Source organism: Bacillus sp. FJAT-50079 (genome assembly GCF_018343515.1).
Classification (GTDB): domain Bacteria; phylum Bacillota; class Bacilli; order Bacillales; family Bacillaceae_C; genus Lederbergia.
Genome location: NZ_JAGYPD010000010.1, coordinates 21,891 through 46,406 on the forward strand (window position 1 = coordinate 21,891; position 24,516 = coordinate 46,406).

General features: G+C 38.5%; 20 protein-coding genes and 1 pseudogene. 5 read left to right on the forward strand and 16 right to left on the reverse strand.

Features of this window, described 5'->3' with window-relative positions:
• Positions 1-12 precede the first annotated feature (12 nt).
• From addA to KHA95_RS21685, 5 genes are all read right to left on the reverse strand, one after another.
• Positions 13-3,765: a helicase-exonuclease AddAB subunit AddA gene (gene addA / locus KHA95_RS21665; protein ID WP_213139661.1), complete on the reverse strand. Its 3,753-nt coding sequence runs from the start codon at positions 3,763-3,765 to the stop codon at positions 13-15.
• The gene (addB, locus tag KHA95_RS21670) at positions 3,762-7,259 is read right to left on the reverse strand and encodes a helicase-exonuclease AddAB subunit AddB (protein WP_213139662.1); all 3,498 of its coding nucleotides are present in this window, start codon (positions 7,257-7,259) and stop codon (positions 3,762-3,764) included. Before addB ends, addA begins: the two co-directional genes overlap by 4 nt.
• Before the next feature lie 121 nt (positions 7,260-7,380).
• Positions 7,381-7,995 carry a TVP38/TMEM64 family protein gene (locus KHA95_RS21675; RefSeq protein ID WP_213139663.1) on the reverse strand — a complete coding sequence of 205 codons (615 nt, stop codon included), beginning with the start codon at positions 7,993-7,995 and terminating at the stop codon, positions 7,381-7,383.
• 452 nt (positions 7,996-8,447) lie between these two features.
• Positions 8,448-10,436 carry a S9 family peptidase gene (locus KHA95_RS21680; RefSeq protein WP_213139664.1) on the reverse strand — a complete coding sequence of 663 codons (1,989 nt, stop codon included), beginning with the start codon at positions 10,434-10,436 and terminating at the stop codon, positions 8,448-8,450.
• Positions 10,437-10,761: 325 nt separating this feature from the next.
• Positions 10,762-11,295 (reverse strand): competence protein ComK, encoded by a 534-nt coding sequence (locus tag KHA95_RS21685; protein WP_213139665.1) that lies wholly within the window; start codon positions 11,293-11,295, stop codon positions 10,762-10,764.
• Between the two features lie 218 nt (positions 11,296-11,513).
• Between KHA95_RS21685 and KHA95_RS21690 the strand changes: the two genes are divergently transcribed.
• Positions 11,514-11,741: an IDEAL domain-containing protein gene (locus tag KHA95_RS21690; RefSeq protein WP_213139666.1), complete on the forward strand. Its 228-nt coding sequence runs from the start codon at positions 11,514-11,516 to the stop codon at positions 11,739-11,741.
• A 54-nt stretch (positions 11,742-11,795) separates the two neighbouring features.
• On the opposite strand, the gene KHA95_RS21695 is transcribed toward KHA95_RS21690, so the two are convergent.
• The 6 genes and pseudogenes from KHA95_RS21695 to KHA95_RS21720 form a co-directional block, all read right to left on the reverse strand.
• A complete protein-coding gene (locus KHA95_RS21695) occupies positions 11,796-13,061 on the reverse strand; it encodes a M48 family metallopeptidase (protein WP_213139667.1) in 1,266 nt (421 codons plus the stop codon).
• A 301-nt stretch (positions 13,062-13,362) separates the two neighbouring features.
• Positions 13,363-14,037 (reverse strand): annotated as a pseudogene (locus tag KHA95_RS21700) (AzlC family ABC transporter permease); the annotation flags it as partial.
• A 148-nt stretch (positions 14,038-14,185) separates the two neighbouring features.
• Positions 14,186-14,356, reverse strand: coding sequence for a hypothetical protein (locus KHA95_RS21705; protein WP_213139668.1), 171 nt, complete (start codon positions 14,354-14,356; stop codon positions 14,186-14,188).
• Between the two features lie 6 nt (positions 14,357-14,362).
• Positions 14,363-15,139 (reverse strand): enoyl-CoA hydratase-related protein, encoded by a 777-nt coding sequence (locus KHA95_RS21710; RefSeq protein WP_213139669.1) that lies wholly within the window; start codon positions 15,137-15,139, stop codon positions 14,363-14,365.
• 159 nt (positions 15,140-15,298) lie between these two features.
• Positions 15,299-16,288 (reverse strand): lipoate--protein ligase, encoded by a 990-nt coding sequence (gene lplA / locus KHA95_RS21715; protein ID WP_213139670.1) that lies wholly within the window; start codon positions 16,286-16,288, stop codon positions 15,299-15,301.
• A 14-nt stretch (positions 16,289-16,302) separates the two neighbouring features.
• A complete protein-coding gene (locus KHA95_RS21720) occupies positions 16,303-17,037 on the reverse strand; it encodes an MBL fold metallo-hydrolase (protein ID WP_213139671.1) in 735 nt (244 codons plus the stop codon).
• Positions 17,038-17,202: 165 nt separating this feature from the next.
• Here KHA95_RS21720 and yhfH point away from each other — a divergent pair, with 165 nt between their 5' ends.
• A complete protein-coding gene (yhfH, locus tag KHA95_RS21725; RefSeq protein ID WP_213139672.1) occupies positions 17,203-17,331 on the forward strand; it encodes a protein YhfH in 129 nt (42 codons plus the stop codon).
• Between the two features lie 416 nt (positions 17,332-17,747).
• On the opposite strand, the gene map is transcribed toward yhfH, so the two are convergent.
• Entirely contained in the window at positions 17,748-18,491 is a 744-nt protein-coding gene (map, locus tag KHA95_RS21730; protein WP_213139673.1) for a type I methionyl aminopeptidase, read from the reverse strand.
• A 101-nt stretch (positions 18,492-18,592) separates the two neighbouring features.
• Positions 18,593-20,206, reverse strand: a complete 1,614-nt coding sequence (locus KHA95_RS21735; protein WP_213139674.1) for an ABC1 kinase family protein — start codon at positions 20,204-20,206, stop codon at positions 18,593-18,595.
• A gap of 291 nt (positions 20,207-20,497) precedes the next feature.
• Between KHA95_RS21735 and KHA95_RS21740 the strand changes: the two genes are divergently transcribed.
• Positions 20,498-20,686, forward strand: a complete 189-nt coding sequence (locus KHA95_RS21740; protein WP_213139675.1) for a hypothetical protein — start codon at positions 20,498-20,500, stop codon at positions 20,684-20,686.
• On the opposite strand, the gene KHA95_RS21745 is transcribed toward KHA95_RS21740, so the two are convergent.
• Both KHA95_RS21745 and KHA95_RS21750 read right to left on the reverse strand, forming a co-directional pair.
• Entirely contained in the window at positions 20,679-21,236 is a 558-nt protein-coding gene (locus KHA95_RS21745; RefSeq protein WP_213139676.1) for a GNAT family N-acetyltransferase, read from the reverse strand. The genes KHA95_RS21740 and KHA95_RS21745 overlap by 8 nt on opposite strands.
• Positions 21,237-21,344: 108 nt before the next feature.
• The gene (locus tag KHA95_RS21750; protein ID WP_213139677.1) at positions 21,345-21,701 is read right to left on the reverse strand and encodes a helix-turn-helix domain-containing protein; all 357 of its coding nucleotides are present in this window, start codon (positions 21,699-21,701) and stop codon (positions 21,345-21,347) included.
• Positions 21,702-22,012: 311 nt separating this feature from the next.
• Between KHA95_RS21750 and KHA95_RS21755 the strand changes: the two genes are divergently transcribed.
• Both KHA95_RS21755 and KHA95_RS21760 read left to right on the forward strand, forming a co-directional pair.
• Complete coding sequence (locus KHA95_RS21755) at positions 22,013-22,585, forward strand: SCO family protein (RefSeq protein WP_213139678.1); 573 nt, start codon at positions 22,013-22,015, stop codon at positions 22,583-22,585.
• 282 nt (positions 22,586-22,867) lie between these two features.
• Entirely contained in the window at positions 22,868-23,116 is a 249-nt protein-coding gene (locus tag KHA95_RS21760; RefSeq protein WP_213139679.1) for a hypothetical protein, read from the forward strand.
• On the opposite strand, the gene hemY is transcribed toward KHA95_RS21760, so the two are convergent.
• A complete protein-coding gene (hemY, locus tag KHA95_RS21765; protein ID WP_213139741.1) occupies positions 23,099-24,514 on the reverse strand; it encodes a protoporphyrinogen oxidase in 1,416 nt (471 codons plus the stop codon). The two genes, KHA95_RS21760 and hemY, sit on opposite strands and share 18 nt — an antisense overlap.
• Between the last annotated feature and the right edge of the window lie 2 nt (positions 24,515-24,516).

Consider the following 24,516-nt stretch of genomic DNA (forward strand, 5'->3'; position numbering starts at 1 on the left):
CCATTTTCCTATCTATATTTCCAAATATTCGCCGCCATCAAAAAAATATACGTACGTGTGACGAACAGGCTTTTTTAGAATTTCTTCGATCGCACGTTTATAAAAGCTAAGCTGTACACGATATCGCTTTTCAAGTACAGGGATTGCTTCAGCAAAACCACCAGGAAAAACTCCTTCAATTGCATCTGTTTTATAATCAAGCAATATGACACCATTTTGATCTTCGATGATACAGTCTATAATCCCTTGGACGAGCACTTTCTCATCAAGCCCATCCCAATCCGGGTAAACCTCATTAGCAGGAATACCGATTGTAAACGGAATTTCACGGGATACTTTTTTAGCTTGGAGCATTCGTTCACCAAGCCCACCTTGGAAAAATTGTACAATTTGCATTGCCGACACTGCTTCAATTTGCTCTTCTGTCATTAACTCTTTCCTAACTAACTCGCCTAATAACTCGTTTACTTCTTTTTCAGTTGGGATCTTATCCAATGAAATATGCTGCATAACAGCATGCATCGCCGTCCCTTTTTCGGCTGGAGTTAATGCTTTCTTTTCTCTCATAAATCTTGGTCTATCAAAGATTGCTTTTCTTTTAATTAATTGTGTATCACTCATTTCATCACGCGCTTCAGCCAATCGTTTTAACTCCGATACAGATTGCTTTGACATTCTTTTTGTTGCAATCGAATGATCATATTCCCAAGTAAGCCGGGCATGAATCTCCTGCTGGAAAGGAGATTTATGCACACTTTGTTCACCATTTTCAACAATTTCCTGCCAATCAATCTGCTCATCGATTGTTTTTTGTTGCTCATATGCTAAAGTTGCTCGAGGAACGATCGTAATCGCCCATTGTGATGGATGATTCGTCACGTCTGATAGCCCACCATGTAATGATTGCTCACCAAAAATAGGCTCTATATCACGGTGTCTTGCCAATGCAAGTCCAATCCAGTCAATATATGAGGTCGCTTTTGCCCGCTCATAGTCAGGTAATAACCAATCATCATAACGAGTCGCTTGCCTCCATTTTTTCAATTCCTTCTCAACATTTTTCACACTGCTTATTAAGTATAACTTTTCCTTCGCTCGCGTCATCGCAACATATAAAACACGCATTTCTTCCGCGAGCAACTCCATTTTCTTCTTACGCTTTAACGCAAGCTGTGGGAGGGATGGATAAGATATTCTTTTTTCCGCATCAATATATTTGCTCGCAAATCCGTAGTCTTTATCAAATAAATAACTGCTATGAATATCCATCATATTAAATTTACGTGCTATTCCAGCTGTAAACACAACTGGAAACTCTAACCCTTTACTTGCATGAATCGTCATAATCCGAACGACATCCTCCTGCTCACCGAGCGCACGAGCCGTTCCTAAATCACTGCCTCGCTCCCTCATTCTCTCAATAAAGCGAAGAAAACGGAATAACCCGCGAAAAGATGTTTCCTCATATTGGCGTGCACGATCATAAAGAGCTCGTAAATTCGCTTGCCTTTGCTTTCCACCTGGAAGCCCGCCAACAAATTCATAAAAGCCCGTATCTCGGTAAAGCTGCCATATTAATTCTGATAATGCACCTTCACGAGCTAAGCTTCTCCATTCATGAAAATGTTGGAATAATTGTGTAAGCTTTTTCTTTGTTTGCTCGTAATCTCGATGATCGGCTCCGTTAAGAAAAGCTTTTGTAGCTGCATAATAACTTCCTTTTGACTGCAACCGAATATACGCTAGCTCCTCCTCAGTTAAGCCAACGATTGGCGATCTTAATACAGAAGCAAGTGGAATGTCTTGATCTGGGTTATCAATGATTTGCAGTAAAGACATCATAATGGTCACTTCTGTTGCATCAAAATAACCTGTCGATAAATCGGCGTATACGGGAATGCCCAAATGTTTACATTCCTCAATTATATCAGGGGTCCATGTCATCGATCGAACTAAAATAACGATATCGCGATAACGAATCGGCTGTTCGATTCCCTTTTTCAAATCGGTAACCAGCTTTTGCTCATCGATCATCGCTCTAATTTTCCCTGCAATAAACCGTGCCTCAAGCTTCGATTGCTCGAGTTCGACGGCATCAAAGCCCTCCACCACTTCTTCAGTGTCGTTGCTTCCTTCACTTGATTCATCGTTCATATCAATGATAGCCACTTCAATTGGAAACTGCTCCGCTTCCGAATAACCTGATCCTTTCACAAGCTCTGCATCATGACTATATTCAATCTCACCAACGGTCTTACCCATGATTTGTTTAAATAGAAAATTCGTTCCTGCTAACACTTCTGCTCTGCTTCGAAAATTTCGGGCAAGATCGATTCTCAGTCCCGTGTCTTTTCCTTCTTGCGAAAATCTTACATATTTATTTAAAAATAAATTCGGTTCTGCAAGACGAAACCGATAGATTGATTGTTTGACATCGCCGACCATAAATAGATTGCCATCATATTCGCCTTCCGCTGAAACGAGACGAATGATCGTCTCTTGAACCATATTGACATCTTGATACTCATCGACGAGTACTTCTTTAAATTGGTTTCGATACTGAGTGGCGATTTCAGATGGTACTCTTTCATCCAAATCTTCTTTTTCCGTAAGAATTTCTAAACATAGATGTTCTAAATCGGAAAAGTCAACAAGCCCTTTTTCTGCTTTTTTAAGTGCGAATTGCTGGGCAAATAATTTTACCATTTCAGCCAATGTGAAAAAGATCGGCTGCATTTTCCCCATATCCTTAAGGAATGTTTGTGGGGAACGGAAAAATAGTTCCTTTGTTAGTTTATCAAGCATTGTTTTTGCTGTTTTACGAAGCTCGTCCGCTTCTTTTACGAGCTCATTATCAAACTCATCACCACGGCATGTTTTCGCTCTGCCAAATTTCCAACCTTGATTAAAAACTTGATATAATTCATTCCAGCCTTTTTCTGCTGCCTGTTCCATTCCAGCAATCACTTGTAAATCTTCCAAGTAATTAACTGCTCGTGGCGCTGGCCCACCTGGTTGCTTACTCATTGCGAGCGCTTCTTGTAGAAGCCCCTTCGCTCCTGTTAATTGCAGTTTAACATCAAAGATCAGTGCTTCGATAAATGGCAGCTCCTCAACATTTGTGCCTTCTGTGACATCATACATCGCAACAAGCTGATCAAGCCATGCATTTGGTTCAGGATGTGAACGGGAGAAATCATATAATTTTAAAACAAGGCCAAACAAAGCATCATCATTGCGGTCACTTGTAAATGTATCGACTAATTGATAAAAGCGATCGTTCTTTTCCTTGCCATACTCTTCTTCAAACAAATCGTTCAACACTTCATCACGAAGGAGATCCGCTTCTGTTTGATCAGCAATCCGAAAGCCTGGGTCGATATCAATGAGATAATAATGTTTTCTAACCACTTCAAGACAGAATGAGTGCAACGTTGAAATCGATGCACTATTTAACAAGCTAAGCTGTCTTCTCAAATGAGAAGAAGTTGGATTAGCATCAATCTCTCGTTGAAGTGCTTCACCAATCCGTTGCCTCATTTCAGCTGCCGCCGCATTCGTAAATGTCGCTACTAAAAGGCGATCGACATCAAGCGGATCTTCTTCAGCCAAAATCTTTTGTATGATTCTTTCAACGAGAACAGCAGTCTTCCCTGAACCCGCCGCGGCTGCTACTAAAATATCTTGATCCTTTGCCATGATTGCTTTCCATTGATCGTCCGTCCAATGGGCAAGTTCAGGCTTAGCCGGGATGATTGTTTTCATATTTCTTCCTCCCTCCTCATCCGATCCAACACTTCGGATGACGGCTGTGGTTGAATGATTCGATATTGATTGGCATCTAATGATTGGTCAAATTGACAAATCGAGCGGTAGGAGCAGAATTGACATGGTGTTCGATCCTTCATTTTGTAAGGGTCAATTTCAACATTTCCGGCAATGATTTTATCCCCAGCATCTTGATAAAGTTTGCGCACATATCGTTTTAACAAGGCAAAATCCTCTGGACTCGCCGAATTTCTTTTTGATTGAGCTGATAAGCTTCCATCACGATTAATTCTTGCTGATACAATATCAGAACTTCCGATTTCCAACGAAGTATCCATCAATCGAATCACATCGGGGTCGCCTAAAAGCAAACCTTTCATTTTAAAACTCTTTATAATTTCTTGCTCAAGATCATCAAGCGTTAAAATTTGATTGCTATCAATTAACGGGTTGTGTAAATGAAAATAAAGAACTCCGGCAGGAATTGCCTCCTTACCAATCAACGACTGGGAATGAGTAACAATAATATCTAAATAAGTAAGCATTTGTAGTGCAAGACCATGATATACTTCATTTACATCAAGGCCACGAGAACTTGACTTATAATCAATCACTCTTAAATAGACACCATTTTCATCTTCCGCCTTATCAACCCGATCAATTCGACCTTGAAGCTGCATTTTTGTTCCATTTTTCAATGTGAAAGCGAATGGCGGCAATTCCTTATGTGGTCCGAAAGCAAGTTCAATTCCGACTGGAACGAACCCACTCGATTTCGCATGGCTGCTCAGCACAAACGAAGCCCTGCCAATAACTTGCTCGAGCTTTCTTTTAATATAATAATAGCGGTTCGAGCTTAATAAAATTTGATGCTGAAGCTTCGGAGCAAGATATTCAACCGCTTCTCTTGCTAGCCATTCACATTGTTCCTTCGTTAAATTTGCCCACGATAAATCTTTCCTATTAATCTCATCCGCAATCCATTTTAATGCACCATGAAATAAATCACCAATATGCGGTGCTTCCAGCTTAAATGTATCTCGTTCCCTTAGCTTAAGCCCATGCGATATAAAATGAGAAAATGGGCAACTATGGAATAGTTCCATTCTCGATACACTCGCGAGAATCTCATCACCATATAATTGTTCACTCGTTTGAGTGGTAAGCTTTTTCGTTTCGTTTTGATAAAATAAGCTAGAAAGAATTCGTCTTGATTTTTCTCGCCACATCGGAGATTCCACATAAAAATTGTACACATCCCACCAAAAATCAGCGATAGGATAATGACGTTTTTTTAGTTCCAATTGGGCAGTTAAATAAGAAATCGCGGTGTTTGGATGTGAGACATATGCTAGCTGCTCCTCGGGGAGTTGTTCACTTGGTTCATTTACGATATTAACTTCCGACAGTTTCGGGAACATAGATTTAATTTTTTTAATATATGGAGAAGCTAGCAACGATTTTCCTTCTTCATTTGCAAGTGGATATGATAAATAAAGTTTCTCAGCCGCACTCGTTAATGCTCGGTACGCGATAAAATCTTCATCTAGCAATCGCCTTTTACTTCCTCCAGAAACTCCGAGACCACTTTCTAATAGCTTCTCGCGGTCATCATCAGATAGAATGCCTTCCTCCCCTAGTTTTGCAGGAATAACACCATCGTTTAAACCAACTACAAACGTGGCTTTCATATGCGAAAGTCGCGATAATTCTAAATCAGCCACAAACACTTGATCCATGGCAGGTGGAATAATCGAGAATTTCATCGCTTCCAATCCCGACTCTAAAACCGCAATAAATTTTTTCAGAGGCAATTTCTCTCCCCCGAAAATTTCAACAAATTGATCAAGCAATTCAATCACTGCATTCCAAGCTTGATCATGTTGTCTTGCTCGAGCCAATTGTCCTCGTTCCTCCGCAGCATCGCTCTTCTCCTTGAGTTTTTCCGGAATATAAAGCTCTTCAAGCAATAAATAAAGCGCCTCGCATAGCTCGCGGCCATTTTTCGCTTTTTTCAAACGTCTTGATAAACGTAGCAAAGGAGAAGCGACCATATGTCTTGCTTCATTAATATCCTCTTCCATTTCTCGTTCCGCATCGGTCTGGGCTGCATTATAAAGCTCCAACCCTTGAAAACGCCGGTATTGCCATCGTTGCTTCTCATTCGTCCAATAATTTCCTTTAATTCCATATGCTAATACATAGTTTTCGAGACTGTCCATTTGCTCTCTTAATGCATTCACATTCGATCCGAGCGGATATAATAAATCGGTTTTCACCGCTCTAAATACAGGCTCATAGCCCCAGGAGCTGCTAACCACTTCCAATGCTGAGCGAATGAATTCAATTAGCGGGTGATTAAGCATCGACTGCTTTTGATCCATGAAATAAGGAATATGATAGTCAGCAAAAACCGTTTCAAGCATCTCCTTATAATCATTTCCGTTACGAATTAAGATTGCGATATCTTGATAGCGATACTTATCCTCCATCACAAGTTTACGAATTTCTCTTGCGATTCCTTCCATTTCGGCACGGCGATTCGCCGCAGTCATTAGCTGAATCGCTGGCCCCTTTTCAAAAATCGGAGCAGGACGTTTATCAAAGCGTGATTCTAAATGATATAATCCTTGGCCATGGAAGCGTTGATTGCCCGCTAAAAATACATCCTCTTCTATCGTAATTTGATGATTTCTGGCAAGTTCATATAAGTTTGAATATGATTCGCCTGTTAGTCGGAATAAATGCAATTCATCAGGCAGCATACCATGCTTGAACGGTCGATCTAATACGAGCGAAACGGAAACCCTTCGGCAATTTTTCATAAGCCGTTCTATGACCATATATTCTTGGGGCGTGAAACTATGAAAACCATCGATGTACACCTCTGCATCCTTTAAATAATTCGATTGATCAATCGCATCTGCAAGCAGAGTTAAATAATCATTGGCATCAATGTATTTCCCAATTAAAGCTTCTTCATATTTATGATAAATAAGTTCAAGGTCATGCAATTTATCTCCTAACGCACGGGTAGCTGCTCCAAAAGCAAATTCCTTTTGCTTAAGAGATAATTCTTCTGGAGCAATGCAATAATGCTTAAATTCTGTGAGCATCGTTTCAACATGTTCGATAAATCCGCGCTTGTCAGCTGCACGCTTAAATAATTTCAATTCATCTTTATTATCTTCTATAATTTTTCTAATGAGCATTTGCAATCCAACGCTTGATACATGTGCACGGCTTGCCCCTCCCGTCTCCTGTAAAATCCGCCAGGCGAGACGGGTAAAACTGTACACTTGCGTCCGAATCATGCCGTTGATTCCCGGCGTTTGGATAAAACGATTTTCGGATAGGAACGTCATTTGTTCAGGAACAATATATAAAACAGGGAAGCCTTCAGGTTCTTCTTTGAGCATCTCAACCATTTCATTGAAAATTAACGTTGTTTTCCCCGTTCCCGTTCTGCCGATAACGAAGCGTAATGACATCCTGTCAACTCCTTATCATCAAATTCATAATAAAATTATTATAACATAAACAGCAAAACAAGAACATATATTCCTATTCAAAACAAAAAAATTGATGTTGGCGTCAGACCAACATCAATTTTCATTCTTCATTAACGTTTCTCAATCTTCTTTTAAAACGATTTTCAATTCGCTTCCCAACATACCAAAGGAGCGCAATAATTCCCAGGGCTAGTCCCGTTCTTATTGGCTGTTTTATGAGCGATACGATGTCATAGCCAATAAAGCTCATAATAAAAATCATCACCGCTTTTCCTGCCAACACCGCTAACATATATTGATATATACTAATTCGTGAAATTCCGGCGACAATATTTACAATTGCTGATGGGGTAAATGGAAAGCAGAGCAAGAGAAAGAGTGGTCCAAATCCATGTCTCTCCACCCATGACATTAAACTTTGCACCTTTTCCTTCCTTTGCAAAAAACGAAAAAAACGCATATCTCCATATTTGCGAACGAGAAGGAAAACGAGCAATGCGCCCGTTGAGGAGCCGATCCATGAAAATAAAAATCCCCATCCAAGCCCGAATGCATTTGCACTTGCCATGACGAATAAAAACAATGGTAGAAACGGCAAAAAGGCTTCGATCATTGGCAATAATATACTTGGCAATGGACCAAACGAACGATATTTTTCAATCAGCTCCATTACATTTTCAATTGTAATCCATTCTTTAATTGAATAAAAATCCATGACCATTCCCCAATTCGCCAATCTATATAAGTTGAAATAAATAACATACATAAAATGTGGGAAGTAAACCCGTTGATTTCCGTTCCAAGCGGACGATGACAGGATGTTGGTCACGAAGCCGTAGCCCGACTTTAGACCTCGTTCCTTAAAACTCTTGCCTTGCGGTCCCGCTTATCCCCCAGGACATTGAATAAGCTTTCCTCAACGTACACCGCACGAAGGAAATGCGCAGCATTTTCGAGGAGTTGCCACCTTTCACTCCAATCAACTAATTATGCATCTTAAAAAAAACATTTAAATGGATCATCTTAATTTCAACTTATCAAATTTATTAAATTATATCATATGAAGTAATGAATCTGCCTTTCCTATATCCTAAGGATATCCTTCTTTACTAGAATACAACCATAGAAAACGATATAAAAAAGACAGCGTGGGAGCTGTCTTTCCTTTTATAAATATTGCAAAAACCAATCGCGAATCGCTTCAAGCCGTTTGATCCGCAATGTTGGCTTGCCGCTTCTCGATAATTCATGATTGGATTCTGGAAACCGAATAAATTTTGTTTCTTTTTTCTTACGTTTCAGGGCAATAAATAATTGCTCTGCTTGCCCAATTGGACAGCGTAAATCTTTTTCACCATGCAATATTAATAAAGGCGTTTGCACGTTATTAACATATTTCAGTGGTGAATGATCCCATAGCTTCTCCACATCATTTAAGTCCGCATCAATTTGCCATTCACTGAAATAATAGCCGATATCGCTTACGCCATAAAAACTAATCCAATTAGAAATCGAGCGTTGGGTGACAGCGGCTTTGAATCGATCCGTCTGGCCGACAATCCAATTCGTCATAAATCCGCCATAGCTGCCACCAGTTACTCCAAGACGGTTTTCGTCAATAAAATCAAATTGTTCAAGCGCATAATCTACCGCTAACATTAAATCACGATAATCATTGCCACCATAATCGCCGCGAACCGCATTTACAAATGCTTGACCATAGCCATGACTTCCGCGCGGGTTTATATAAAGTACCGCAAACCCTTGTGCCGCAAGAATTTGAAACTCATTAAAATATGCATTCGCAAACATCATATGCGGCCCTCCATGAATTTCAAGGATGAGCGGATATTTCTCTCCTTCAACATAATCAACAGGCTTCATCATCCACCCATGGACATTCCAACCATCTGCACCTGTAAATTCAATCGCTTCAGGAATAGATAATTGTCGGCCTTTTAATAATTCCTCATTTACAAATGTAAGCCGCTCTTTTTCCCCTGTCGTCAAATGTACATAATATAAATCTCCCGGCTCGGTCGGACTACTAATAGATACGACCGCTTTATCGTTATATGCATCGAGTGAAAATCCGTAAACATATTGATCATCATTAATCGCCGGGTATAGTTCACCAGTAAGATTACCATAGTAAATCACTGTATTCCCGTGATCGGTAGCTTGGAAATAAAAACTATGGTTATCATTAAGCCATTGCACCTTTGGAGCTTGTACTCCTTGCAAAAAGTCAGCCACAACAAAATCACCTACTGGTGCATCAAATTCACTTGTAATGCAAACGATCGTCTTCATTTCTATATCATAAATATAAAGCTTTGCATGTGTTGCATTTTTATATTCTCTTTCGCTCCCAACAAAAGAGATATACTTACTATTTGGCGACCATGAAGTATCGCTAAACATTCCTGTTTGCTTCGTTATCTTTTGTGCTTTTTTGGATTTCACATCAAATAAATATAAATCATTGTTAAAAGAAAAATCTACATCGTCTGTTTTATCAGCCATATAAACAATGGATCTTCCATCTGGAGACCAAGAGCTTAGCTGAGAATGATACTCTCCTTCCGTTATTTGTTCCAACTGCCCCGTTTCAAGGCTTACGACGGCAATTTGTAAAAACTGGTCCATTTTTAAAAATCCACCAGCGTCTGATCGGTATTTCATCTGTTCGATTTCGAGTGGTTGAAGCTCCTTTTTTTCTTGTTCTCCTTTATTAATCGAAGTATGAATAGTCTCAGCTTTTTCAAGCTTCACAGAAAAAGCAAGCTTTTGTCCACATGGTGACCAGACCGGCGTCGAAGCACCGTTCAGACAATTCGTTACTTGCTTTGCCTCCCCTCCGTTCTTTGATAAAACAAAGATTTGCTGCTTGCCTGTTCTTGTGGAAACAAACGCTAGCTCACTCCCATCTGGTGACCAAACTGGAGAGCTTATTTTTTCCTCCCCAAACGTCCATTGCACAGGTTTCTTATCGTTTACGTTTATGTAAAATAAATTGGAAACATAGTCGTTTTTATCTTTATTGATATGTGTTTGAATATAAACGACCTCCTTGCCATTCGGAGACAATTGTGGATCAGCAATTGACTTTAGTCCATATAAATCTTCAGGTATCATTCCAATGTTCATCGTCATTTTTCTCTCTTCCCCTCGTCATTTATTTCGACTTTCGTAATATTTATACCCTCTTTTCTTTATAAAAACAAATAAAAGAAGCGCCAGGGGCGCTTCTAAGATCAAGATGCTTCGGCGTAATTGCGTCTAGATTTCGAGCTCATGCACGCAGGATGTCGGTATGCAACCATTGTCGCAGGACGCGGCGAACTTAGGTTGCCTTCCTAGATTCCTCTAAATCTGTGACATCCGCCTCAGGCTCACTACCAAAAGCGCAGCGTCAAGTACATGAGTTTGAACACCCTCTAATTTGCAATCCAAGTTGGCAATCGTGAACTTGTGCTAATCAAGTTAAATAGCTTCTTTTTATTTCAGCTGTTTCACCTGTTCGATAATGTTTCATCCGTTTAATATTTTGCATGTATCGAATTCGCAATAATGCCGTTCTTTGCATTTGTACATCAAAAGACCTATGCGAAATGAGCAACTCATATTGCTCATCATTCTCAAATGTCACAATCGTAGAATGACGTTCTCCCATTTGATACTTTTTAACATGTTCATGTGAAACCCAGATACAATGAGGTGTTAAAGGCGATGCTGTTGGAAAAAGGAAAATTGATGTGTGAGGATCTATGATGATAGGGGGTTTAACCGAAACTTCAATGAGTTCCTTTGTTGCAGTTTTACGTCCTTCATATGTACTTCCGAAATACTTACAGCTTCTCTTAACGAGTTTAAATGGGGATTTTGTACATATATACTTGCCGTCTGTTTCAACTATTTCTGAACAAATTTGACCATTTACTCCCTTTGGCCTAATAATCATCGTGTAAGGGTTCAATTCATATTCTTTTAATACGATCACATTCGTTTTCATATTACCTCTCCTTTCCTAATCACGAGCCCCTCCAAAAGAATCATACCAAAAGAACTAGTGATTGTCACCGGATAAACATAATATTCTACATATTCTTACATTTAACCTACCAACTTACATAAAAACGACTTTATTCATCATCTGAAAATTTGAATTCTTCAGTTGATTTTTTCAAAAATTACATGTATAATAAAAAAAAGTTCCAGGGGTGATCATCGATGGAAAGAAAGAAATCTTATCAAGAACTGTTGAAAGAGTATACGATGACCCAAATGCAAGATGATACACGCTCGACTACGATGCAGACGGAAGTATTTTTAAACAGCCTACTGCAAAAAAGACGCGAGGAACAACTTCGAACAGACATTGACAAAGCATTAGACGAAAAAGATAGAGATACTTTCCTCAAACTTTCGGACGAACTGAATCGTTTGTTGGAAAAATAAGAATGTAATAGAACATCCCCCTTTCTTTAAGAGAAGGGGGGATGTTTTTCGTATTCATTTTTCGTCGAGCTCATATTTTTCAATCATATTGATACGTTCTAGCATTGTCGGATGACCATAGCGGAAAATTTTCACTAAATACGGGGGATTTACTTGACTAAGTCCTGCCTTCGTTAAGCTTTGGAAAGTTTGAATCCCTGCCTCTTTGTCTTGGGTCATCTTGATCGCATACGTATCAGCACGCGTTTCCTGATAGCGGGACACCCAGTTCGTCAATGGGCTTGCCGCAAACAATAGGATCGATGTAATCAATAGAAAAGCGGGTAATGAGCTTATATGCGTCATTTTTTCAACTTTCCATGCCCCTCCCCTTCTACCTATCCATTTTTCCATGATTTTCGCTGTAAGCCATAGACCAATAAGTGTTAATAATACATAACCGGCAATTCCAAAATAAATATGCTTTTCTACGTAATGTCCCATTTCATGAGCCATAATAAATAAAATCTCTTCATCTGATAATCGTTCAAGTGTCGTATCCCATAGAACAATGCGAGAGTTCGATCCTACCCCCGTAACATAAGCATTAAGAGCATTTGTTTTACTCGACATATCCACTTCATATACGTGATGAGCTGGAATATTAGCCACGTCAGCCATCGTTAATATTTTCGTTTCTAGCTCCTTATCTTTTAATGGATAAAACTCATTATATAACGGATCAATCAATACTGGCTGAATAAACATCATAAAGATTGAAAATGGAATAGACAATACCCATGCTGCAAGCCACCAGCGTCTTTTAAATTTTCTCATCAATGCATATAAGACCGTAATAATGACAAACATCGTCCCAAATTCCACCCAAAAATCAATTAGCTTATCCTTCATCCATGATGAAAAAACTTGGGTTGAAATATGATAAGACTTTGAAATCATGTACGAAATATAGCTAAGTGGAAACATAACGACAAACGATGCAAGTGAAAGCCAAAATAAATAAATCCCAACTTTAATAATAAACCATTTGGACACGCTATTTGACCAACGTTCAAAAGCTGCTGATATACCAAGAATTAACACTAAGTAATAAAAAAGCCATTCATATGGAGTCGCAAGAAAAAACATCAAGTTGCGAATTCTCGAATATTCTTCCGTTAACATCAGTTCCCGGGCATCGAGAAACGTAGTTGGGTCAGCCTTTGTCCCTTTTAACATATCTGGAATTGACGTATCTGCTAAATAAAATAAATAAGCGTACATCGCAATTCCAAATAATAAATAAGCAATAACGGCTCTAAACGCCCATTTTCTAATCAATCCTTCTCCCCCCTTGTCCACTTTTTTATTATATGTAGAAAAATAAGCAAGTTAGAACAACCTAAGTATATAGTTTACCCATAAATTTTAAAAAGCATCGGCATTGATACCGATGCTTTTCAAAATAACTGCGAATACATACTTAAAACGGCAATTGAACCGAGAACGACGAAAATGACATTCGCACCAAGAAAAGCAATGAGAAAGGTCGCCGCCATCCCAACAATACCAAACATGAACTCACCTTCTTGAATAAGAAAAATGCACCTAACGTAGCGTAAGGGACATTTTTCAAAACTCCTTGAACGAACGGTGACAGTTCTTTTCCTCTAAACATGATGAAAGGGATCATTCTTGGTAAATAAGTAACGACCGCCATTCCAATGATCGTTATAATAATGATCGCCCAGCCTCTACTCATCATTTCTGAAAATACGAAAATACTATTAAAGGCAGCCGCTAAAAAGGCAAGACTTGCAACTTTTATGCTTTTTTTCAAGGAAGGGACGAGCAGTCCGATAAACATTGCGTATAAAGCAATGGACATGCTTTCCTGCAATACTTGTGTCAAGCTTGCACCGATCACAAAGCCGATTCCAGAGCAAATGACCCGGCTTACATAGGCGATGAAATTCAGTCCCAATAATAGCCCATCGAAACAGTTCCAGGCTTAGTTGCGGCAACAGCAAACGTTTCATCTGTTACTTCGAAAGCATAAATGGCTTTTTTCCAGGACACTTCATCTTCAACTTTCTCATTCAATAAAGCTGACATGAGAAAATGCCGGATATTAACGATAAAGGTTGTTAAAATCATTTCGGCTGCCCCTGTAGCTAATGCAAACATATTTAATGCGATGTACTGGGATGCGCCTGCATATAAAATTAAACTCATTAACACCGCTTCAAAAAAAGTAAGGCCCGTCGTTTTCGCAAGCAATCCAAAGGAGCGCAACAGGCGCATAACCGATTGCAATGCTCCGCCCACTATTCTAGAAGCCCCTGGCGAAATTCTGCCTGTGATACTTTGTGCACCGAAGCTTCCATCCTATCTCACTCATATCGATTCTGAATAACGTATTCAATTATAGTGAGTATTTAGCCTTTCGATAAGAGGTGAAACGCTTATTGGCGCTTATCCATTAATTTTTTCACATGATCTTTTGGAACCCAGCAATCAAATTGATAATGAGTTTCTGTATCAAAACCGAGCCGTTCACACCGGTAGATCATTTGTTTCCCTTCTCTTTTTGCAGAAAAATGAATGCACGTCGCACAGCAATGATAGGTTTTCATCCTACGTTATCTCCCTTTAAAATTGGGCTTTCTTTTTTCAGAGAAAGCAAGTAAAGCCTCGATCCGATCTTCAGTTGGAATCGTTAATTCATAAGCTTTTCGCTCAATTTCCAGTCCCGTTTGAAGATCAGCATTCATCCCAGTCTTGATTGCAAATTTCGCTTGTTGCACGGCGATCGGACCGTTCACTATAATCGCTTTTGCGAATTGCAGTACCTCTTTCATCAGCTGCTTACTTTCGCACGTTTTCATAACAATTCCATATTCGGCTGCTTCAGCAGACGATAATCTTTTGGCAGTTAAAATCAATTCCAATGCTCTCGTTTCACCAACTAATCTCGGTAAGCGCTGGGTTCCACCAGCACCCGGAATAATCGCAAGGCTCGTTTCCGTTAACCCCATTGTCGCCTCTTTTGCGGCAAAGCGAAAATCACAAGCTAAGGCTAATTCCATTCCTCCACCAAAGGCATACCCATTGATCATCGCAATCGTGGGCTGTGGTAGCTTTTCAATGGCGTAAAATACAGTCGCAATTTTATCAACATTGCGGAGAACTTCTTGTTCACTCAACGTTTTTCGTTCTTTTAAATCTGCTCCAACGCTAAAAGCCTTCTCTCCAGCGCCTAGGAAAATAACGATCCGTGCTTCCTGATTTGTTTTTAATGATTCTACGATTTGCGAAAGCTCCGTAAGCATCTCGTAATTGAATGCGTTTAAAGACTCCGGACGATTCAAAGTTACAAAAGCAATATACTCTTTAACTTCTAATTTAATAGAACTCATCGCGATCATCCTTTTGGAATGAATTTTTTTAAGAGCTGAGCACCTGGAGCTAGACATGGAAACCCTTTTTTGAAATAAAAACGATAAAAAATTTAAACCTTCTTTACTTTTAAAAAAGGGTAGAATGAGCCATTTTAAGTGGCTTTTCTACCCTTCTTATCAGTAAATCAATTCGACAATTTCATCCAAAGTCACATTTCCAAAATAATGTGGAATATCCACATTCTCTAATGCTTTCGCGATCTCTGCCCGTTCATAACGAACACCCGTTAAGCATTTCTCAATCTCACTTACATCACCGACTCCGAAAAAGTCCCCAAAGATTTTGCAATCCTCAATCTGGCCTTTATGAATATCAAGGCGGAATTCAATTTGCCCAACAGGGAAGCGATGGGAATGTTGGATATTGAATTTCGGCGATTTTCCATAATTCCAATCCCAATTTTGATAACGTTCTTTCGAAAGTTCTTCAATATTTTTCCAATCTTCCTCCGTCAGCTTATACTCTGGGATTTCCTCCACCCCTTCAAAAATGTGATGTAAAAGAAATTGTTTAAATTGCTCAACTGACATTGGTTCGTTAAGAAATTCTGAAATATTAGCAACTCTGCTTCTAATCGATTTAATTCCTTTTGATTCAATCTTATCCTTACGAACATTTAATGCGGAGACAACATTCTCAATTTCTGAATTAAACATCAGTGTTCCATGGCTAAACATTCTGCCTCTCGTTGAAAACTGAGCATTGCCTGAAATTTTCCGTTCACCAACGAGAATATCATTTCTTCCCTTCATTTCTGCATGAACACCAAGTTCTCGTAACGCATTGACAACAGGCTCTGTGAACTTTTTAAAATTGAGAAAGCTTTCCCCATCATCCTTCGTAATAAAACTAAAATTCAAATTACCTAGATCATGATAAACCGCACCGCCGCCTGAAAGTCTGCGAACGACATGAATCCCATTATCCTCAACATATGATGTATTAATTTCTTCAATCGTGTTTTGATTTTTTCCAATAATAATGGATGGTTCATTAATATAAAACAATAAATACGATTGATTAATATCTAAATTTTTTAATGCATATTCTTCAATCGCTAAGTTGATTCGCGGATCATTAATTCCTTGATTATCAATAAATAACATACGATCATCTCCCTTTAAATATGTATCATTAATCCTTGCGAAGCTAATGTAATATTTCCACTGTATTGCTCATTTGCCTCAGCAATTAATTGTTTATGGTCGCCAAAATGAGGCAAATGGGTAAGGATGAGTTTCTTTATATTGGCTTGAGAAGCGAGTATTCCTGCTTCTTCACTTGTCATATGACCAGCACTTGCTCCATTCATCCCTTTGTAAAAATTACATTCACATAGCAATACATTCGCATCATTCGCAAAAGGAGCGAGCTCCTCAAAATAAGCGGTATCACCTGTATAAACAAGTACTTTTTCACCTGCGGAAATTCGCATCGCAAAGCAAGTTGCAGGATGTTCCGTCTTTAAGAAGTCGATTGAAAAAGGACCGACGGAGAGCATCTCACCTTGATCATAAGCAATCCCTGTCGTTATATCTTTATATGTTAAATTTGCGAAGCCATTCGAATCATATGAGTGTCCATAAATAGGAATATTTTTATTCGTATGATTCAAATACTTGCTAATTAATAAAGCATGTTGAAGGACACCAATATCCGCGATATGATCCGCATGATAATGCGACAAAATGACAGCATCTAAGCTCTCTGGCTGCACATATGCTTGAAGCTGTGATAAAACGGCGCTACCACAATCAATCAAAAGCTTAAATCCATCATGTTCGAGTAAATATCCTGAACTTGCCTCACCTGCCTTCGGATAACCTCCCCAATGCCCAATAACTGTTAGCTTCATTTACACAGCTCCTTTACTCAAAAACCTTTCCTTTTTATCATACTTGATTACACATTTTTTTTCATGTTTTGAAAATTATCGTTGACAACAAGATTACTGTTATAATACAATGATAAAAACCATACAGTAGTAGTACAACAAAAACACAAACGGAGAGTGAGAAAAATGATCGAAAGCATCGTTGAATTCTTTAAAAATTTGCCGCCAAAAACGTGTACAACATGTGGAGAGAAAATAGCTGAACAGCACGAGTGCTACGGTACGAAATGCGATAAATGCACTGAAACATTATAATTTAAAACACCCTTTATCAATGGTAGAGGGTGTTTTTTGTTTATTGTTATAATACACAACTTCACTTTCACAATATCATTAAGTTGATACCGTTGATTTAAACAAGAGGGCACGAGGACTTTCGTGAAGGAAGCAAGGTACATAGAGCGTATTTTCACTTACTTTTTACAAAATAATGATTGAAACAGAGAAATCAACAAATAGTAATGGATAGACCAAGTAGAAAGGATGGGAATCGATGAATAATCGTCGAAAACAAGCTGAAAAGCAGTCAATTAAAGAAAAAGATGAAATGAGACAGTCTGTCGATGATTTTTACGAAACAACCCGTTCATCAACCAAAGGATTATGAAGAAATTGATTATTAAATGAAAAAGTGAGTGCGTCGACAGGAGTTGTCGATACACTCACTCCGATTATAACGTTGTAATGATCGGGCCATTTTTTGTAATAACAACTGTATGTTCTATTTGTGCAACAAAACTATTGTTTCTTGTTGCAAACGTCCAGCCATCTTCCTTTTCATACACTTCCTCATCGTTCGTAGAAACAAATGGTTCAAATGCAATAACCATGCCATCACGGAGTATTTCCTTGTCCCACGGATCGTAATAATTCAAAATATGATTAGGTGCTTCATGTAAGGAGCGTCCAACCCCATGCCCGGTTAGATTTTTAATAACAGTAAACCCATTTTGTTTGGCTGTATTAAATACTGCTTTTCCAATTCCGCTCTTTTTCGAGCCGACTTTAAGCTTCGCTAATCCCGCATCAAATGCTTTCTTTGCCACTTCACAAAGCTCATACAACACCGGATCTCCTTCACCGACAACAAAGGAAAGACCAGTATCTGCAAAATATCCTTCTTTGGATCCAGATACATCGATATTCACTAAATCTCCTTCTTGAATGACGCGCTCTCCAGGAATGCCGTGTGCTACTTCCTCGTTTACACTAATACATGTATAGCCTGGAAAATCATATTCCCCTTTCGGACCAGAAATCGCACCGTATTTTTCAAATAATTGACCTGCGATTTCATCAAGTTCCTTTGTCGTAATCCCCGGCTTTGTTTGCTGTACCATTTCATCGCGGATCATTCCAACGATTTCTCCAATCTCCTTTAAGGCAAGTAGTTCCGATTCTGATTGTACAATCACAAATATTTCCTTCTTTCTATATAAAGTTCATATGTCATTTTACACTATGATCATCATTAGGTTAAAACAAAGTGAATTATTAGCGTAAGTCTACGATCCGTCTATTTCTTCTCTATGCTTTTTAACCATTTTCTTTGTTTATTCATACAAACAACGTAGTGAATAAATGAAATTCCAGCGACCCCAGCAGATATGTCAAGAACAATCAATTGATTCATATATAGCCCAAATAAACTTCCAATCAGTCCAACGGCAATGAAAAGGGACATTTGTTTTTTTCTATTTTCATACAATGCGAAGAAAAATTCGCGCTGTTGCATCGTTTCTTTTAATGATAAATACATTTGTGGGACTTCAGCTAGATCTGCCATCGTATGGAAAAATTGAAATAGTGGCTGAGCATTTACCCATCTAGCTAATAAGCGCCATTTGCTGTGATTCCCTTGTTTAAGCCAATACATAAAAGCCGATCGGGCTATTTCCAATAGCTCTTGATTCGGACTAATAATATGCAGCATTCCCTCGATTGTGACGAAAGAGCGTCCTAGGAAAATAAATCGGGTAGGAACTTGAACTGGAAGTGATTTTATTAATTCATTAATCTCTTTTTTTATAATAAAGAGATCCATCCCCTTTAGTTGAGAAAGATCAAAGGCAAGGGCGTCTTTTAGCAAATTGGCGATCATTTTTCGATTTGCCTCAGGTAATAAAAAACCTAGATCAATAATGATCTTCGCCGCCTTCGCATAATTTTTCAAGACGACCGCCTCAAGCAACTCTTGAAAATCTGTTGCATCTTTTTTGGATATTTCTCCGACCATTCCAAAATCAAGCAGGACAATCGTTCCATCTTCCTTTACCATGACATTACCTGCATGTGGATCTGCATGAAATATCCCAGCTTCCAACCATTGCGAAATAAAAAGACGAAATAATCGTTCAGATAATTCTTCTCGATCAATCTTGTTTTTTTCTAAGTATTCAATATCTGTAATTCGAGTGCCACTCACCCATTCCATCACTAAAACTTTTGATGTACATAATTCATGATAAACTTTTGGAATAATTAATTTAGGAAATTGTTGAAAGCGGTGACGAAAATGATCGATCGTTTCCATTTCCTTTTTATAATCTAATTCGCGTTCGATAACCATTTTTAATTCCTTAAATAATAATTTAAAATGGATAAAATTTCTAGGGATTCGGACAAAATGGTGAACAAACCAGATGATGATCGCTAACGAGCGAAAATCCGTTTTCATGATTTTTCCAATGGTTGGTCTTTGAACTTTGATCGCTACGATGGTGCCGTCTTTTAACTTCCCTTGATATACTTCACCAATCGAAGCAGAAGCAACGACATTCGGATCAATGCTTTGAAGCTTATCTTCGATCGTCCCGCCCCATTCTGATTCTAAAACGACTTGCACTTCTTCCCATGATGAAGGTGGTACATGATCAACTAAGTCCTGAATTTGCTCGATAAAAGAAGTTGGAAATACATCGCTGCGAATACTTAAAAACTGACCTACTTTTATTAATAATCCTTCCAGTTCAAATAGAGTTTGCCGAAAGTCCTGGCCAATTTTTTCCCAAAGCTGCTCTCTTTTCTCCTCTGACTTTCTTGAAATTCGATACCAGTACACTCTCATTAAGACGGAAAAAGCGAAATATAGAATTTTCCACATTCGAAACCATTTTTTATTATGTTTCATGAGAAAGTCTCCTTGTTCTATATAGGGGAAGTGATAATTTTACATCCTTCAACTGATTGTAGTGAAGGCTGAAGCCGTATCCGCTCAAAACGGAAATAAGCGATTAACTGAATGATTTATTCAAACGTATATATTCCATGCATATATATTTTTTAACCCGTTTTCATGTCCTGCTAACCAAGCTAATGTTTCACTCTACTTATTTTATGGGTAAAAGAAATTACCATACTTAGTTATGAATAACTTTTTTATTCATATAGATAATTAAAAGTGATAGAGAGGAGAATATGTATGTCCAACTGGCTGCTCATTATTTTAGCTCCCCTTATTGTATTTGCTCTTTTTGAAGAATGCATTTATTACTTCGTTAACCGAAGTCTCTTTGGAAAAGTAGAAAGAAGGATACATATCATTGAAAAATTAAAAGCTTTCGCAAGCAAATTTAAATGGAAAAAAAGAGCCGAAGCAGACTCTAATTAGTGCTTTGACTCTTTACCCATTCCGACGCAAGCATCCCGTACACTGCGTGATCAACGTAATGATTGTATAGCCATTCAGCTTCTCTAATGCATCCTTCATATGTGAAGCCTAATCGTTCGGGAATCGCTCTACTTTTAACATTTGTTACCGCTGCCCGAATGTCCACCCGGTTCAGGTGTAATTCTTCAAAAGCATAATTCGTTAATCCGGCTGCAACCCTTGTCATAATCCCTTTTCCTTGATACCCCTCACCAAGCCAGTAACCAATATAGGCGATCCGATTGGACCAATCGATTTCGTTAAAACCGGCAATCCCGACAATTTCTCCTTTATATAAAATGACCGTATTCATGCTTTTGTTTTCCGAATAGCCCTTTAAAGTAAATTTAATAAACTTTTTTGTATCTTTAACGGTCACCATCGTATCAAGCCAAGGAAGCCACTCTTTTAAATATTTTCTCGACTTATTCGTCAATTGAAAAACATGCTCTGCATCCTGTACTTCAATTAGTTTCAAATATATCTCGTCATCGATTTTATGAACAAACATGCAGCTCCCCCCTATCAATCTAGTTTAGCATAAGCATTTTCCCTATTTTAAGCACGTTCACTTCGAATGTCAATCTACTATTAAGAAAAGTGAAAAAACAGTACTATTTTAGCACTGTTTTAGTCGTTTATCCTCCTTTGCTCTTCTCCATATAATAAATTCAATAAAATCTTTCATCTCCTCCAATTGAAGATCTGTCATTTTTATTACACATTGACGGATTTCTGCAAATTGGTCAGCTATATTCTCAGCTTCATCGCTTATTTTAGATATATCGACGAGTAATACGCCCAACTCTACCTCTAAAGCATTTGCAATTTTTTCAATGTACTCATTTGTTGGATTACTATGAAGGTTTGTTTCAATAATCGTTAAGTACGCTTTCGCTAATCCAGTTTTATTGGAAAGTTCTGCTAATGTCATTCCTTTCGCCATCCTAATATGGCGGATTCGTGCCCCAATCATTCCCTCACCCTCCTACAACTGTAATCATGCTTGTATATTTTTAAAAACGACCCATTTTTCGATCAAAATCCCGATAAAAGATTAAATTTCTTCCTTTTTCGGTTCTTAATAACGAATAATTATCTACATAATAATACCTATATCGAGAATTGTAAATAGATATCACTTTAATTTGATTTTATTTCACTTGCAACTAGGTTTTCATCAGAATTTCATATTTGGATATTTTCCGAACAATGTCTGTAAGCGTCCTAAAGTACGATTTTATCGGCTATAATAAATACATCGTACAGTTTTAGGAGGTTTATCATTTGCGAAAAATTTCATTATTTCTTCTTCTTTCATTTGTTCTATTGTTAAGCGCTTGTTCTTCAACGAGCAGTAGCGGTAGACCAATCCAAGATTTTAATTATATTGACCAAGAAGGGAAATCTTTCGGTCTTGAAGATTTAAAAGGAAAAGTTTCATTAGCTACATTTATTTACACGTACTGCCCAACAGAATGCCCGATGATGACATTACATATGAGTGAAGTCCAACAAGATGTGATCGATGCCGGTCTTAAAGATGTTCAGTTTGTTTCATTCAGCATAGACCCAGAAATTGATAAACCAGAAGTATTAAAAAAATACGGTGAATCCTTCGGAGCTGATTTTTCCAATTGGCATTTTCTAACCGGTTATACTCAAGAAGAAATTGAAGATTGGGGACCAAAAAACTTTAAAACTGTTATTAAAAAATCTAGAGATGATGATTTCGTTGTCCATATGTTTGACTTTTATTTAATTAATAAAAAAGGTGAAATTATTTCACAGTACAACGGGTATCAAGACGTACCATTCAAACAAATCTTGAAAGATATGAAATCAGCATTAAAACAATAAAACGCAGAAGCGGGGTTCAAAGCCCACTTCTGCGTTTCCCTTTATTCGACTTGGATTTTTTCCTTTACGTCTAATGCCAAGCTTTTTTCGTGCCATCTTGAAAGTAGTTATGAGCAAGTCATTCAGATTTATGAGCCTTTTGCCTAGATACAAGCCACTTACTCGAATTTACGAGCCACTTACTCGGATTTACGAGCCACTTGCCTAGATACAAGCCACTTACTCGGATTTACAAGCCACTTGCACAAATATACAAGCCACTCATTCGGATTTTCGAGCCACTTGCACCATTATACAAGCCAATCATTCGGATTTACGAGCCACTTGCCTAGATACAAGCCAATCATTCGGATTTACAAGCCACTTGCACCATTATACAAGCCAATCATTCGGATTTACAAGCCACTTGCACAAATATACAAGCCAATCATTCGGATTTACAAGCCACTTGCACCATTATATAAGCCAAACAAAGCAAAAAGCAGTCGGACGAGCGACTGCTTTTTGCTTTGTTTATTTAATGTATTGTAAAACTTCTTCGACCGCCACTTTTCCTTGATCAATACAATCTGGAAGGCCAAGGCCTTCAAATGAGCTACCTGCAATAAAAATTCCCGGCATTGCTTCACTCATACTAGCCTTCATTTCCTCGACCCTTTGCTTATGACCAACTGTATATTGCGGCATTGCATTTTTCCAGCGTGTAATCATTGTAAAATTTGGTTTCGCAGTAATATTCATTGTTTCCCGCAAATCATCTAATACAATTTGTTCAATTTCCGCATCTGGTAAATCGACGACGGTTTCTTCACTCGCTCTCCCGACATAGCTTCTTAACAGCACTTTTCCTTCTGGTGTTGTGTGTGGCCATTTTTTATGTGTCCACGTACATGCTGTGATCGTGTAATCACTATTTCTTGAAACGACAAAGCCTGTTCCATCAAGCTGATTATCAATATCTTTTGCGTCAAAAGCCATCGCTACGGTTGCAACTGAGGTTGCTGGCATTCGTTTGTAGCTGTCCAAACACTCTTCATTTGGAAACATCTCTGTAAGCGCCAAATGCGGCAAGGCAACAACTACGCTATCGGCATACATCGTCTCTTCATTGTTTAGTTTAATTTCGTATCCTCTTTGCAAAGGTGCTTTGTCGATCGATAAAACACGGGTTCCTTTCATGATGGAGCCTGGCTCTAACTTCTCCTCAATGGCATCAACTAACGTTTGCAAACCGCCTGTTAATGTAAGAAATTTCCCTTGCGTTTTTCCTGATAAACGATGTTTCGATGCATTTGGCGTCGTCTTCTTCATGCCAAAAATTAAGCTCCGATGATCACGCTCAACTTGGTAAAATTGTGGGAATGTTGACATTAAACTAAGTTGGTCAATATCGCCCGCATATATTCCTGACAATAATGGCTCGATTAAATTTTCTACCACTTCATCACCTAAACGTCTTCTGAAAAAATGACCGAGTGATTGATCTTCTTCATTTTTAGATCGAGGCATAACGAGATCGCAAGCCGCCCTCATTTTCCCTTGTACAGAGAATAAGTTTGTTGTGATAAATGGTCCTATTTTCGTCGGAACTCCCATGACTGCACCTTCTGGCATTGGATGAAGCCTATCTCTAACAAGCACATACGCTTTTCCAGCATGGTTATTCACGAGTTGGTCCCCTAAACCTACTTCCTTGGCAAGTTCAGAAGCACTTTTTTTTCTTTCTAAAAAAGAATCTGGCCCTCTTTCAATAACAAAGCCATCGACATACTCCGTTTGGATTTTTCCACCAAGTTTATGACTTGCTTCCACTAGTGTAAGCTCAACAGGCAATTCCTGCTCTCGGACTGACTTTTGCAAATAATACATTGCCGTTAGACCGGTTATTCCACCGCCGATCACAACAATCTTTTTCTTACTACCCAAAATTT

Coding starts and splice junctions, on each gene's coding strand:
- addA (WP_213139661.1), bottom strand. CDS start 3,765: ATGAAAACAATCATCCCGGCTAAGCCTGAACTTGCCCATTGGACGGAC.
- addB (WP_213139662.1), bottom strand. CDS start 7,259: ATGTCATTACGCTTCGTTATCGGCAGAACGGGAACGGGGAAAACAACG.
- KHA95_RS21675 (WP_213139663.1), bottom strand. CDS start 7,995: ATGGATTTTTATTCAATTAAAGAATGGATTACAATTGAAAATGTAATG.
- KHA95_RS21680 (WP_213139664.1), bottom strand. CDS start 10,436: ATGACGATGAACATTGGAATGATACCTGAAGATTTATATGGACTAAAG.
- KHA95_RS21685 (WP_213139665.1), bottom strand. CDS start 11,295: ATGAAAACGAATGTGATCGTATTAAAAGAATATGAATTGAACCCTTAC.
- KHA95_RS21690 (WP_213139666.1), top strand. CDS start 11,514: ATGGAAAGAAAGAAATCTTATCAAGAACTGTTGAAAGAGTATACGATG.
- KHA95_RS21705 (WP_213139668.1), bottom strand. CDS start 14,356: ATGAAAACCTATCATTGCTGTGCGACGTGCATTCATTTTTCTGCAAAA.
- KHA95_RS21710 (WP_213139669.1), bottom strand. CDS start 15,139: ATGAGTTCTATTAAATTAGAAGTTAAAGAGTATATTGCTTTTGTAACT.
- lplA (WP_213139670.1), bottom strand. CDS start 16,288: ATGTTATTTATTGATAATCAAGGAATTAATGATCCGCGAATCAACTTA.
- KHA95_RS21720 (WP_213139671.1), bottom strand. CDS start 17,037: ATGAAGCTAACAGTTATTGGGCATTGGGGAGGTTATCCGAAGGCAGGT.
- yhfH (WP_213139672.1), top strand. CDS start 17,203: ATGATCGAAAGCATCGTTGAATTCTTTAAAAATTTGCCGCCAAAAACG.
- KHA95_RS21735 (WP_213139674.1), bottom strand. CDS start 20,206: ATGAAACATAATAAAAAATGGTTTCGAATGTGGAAAATTCTATATTTC.
- KHA95_RS21740 (WP_213139675.1), top strand. CDS start 20,498: ATGTCCAACTGGCTGCTCATTATTTTAGCTCCCCTTATTGTATTTGCT.
- KHA95_RS21745 (WP_213139676.1), bottom strand. CDS start 21,236: ATGTTTGTTCATAAAATCGATGACGAGATATATTTGAAACTAATTGAA.
- KHA95_RS21750 (WP_213139677.1), bottom strand. CDS start 21,701: ATGATTGGGGCACGAATCCGCCATATTAGGATGGCGAAAGGAATGACA.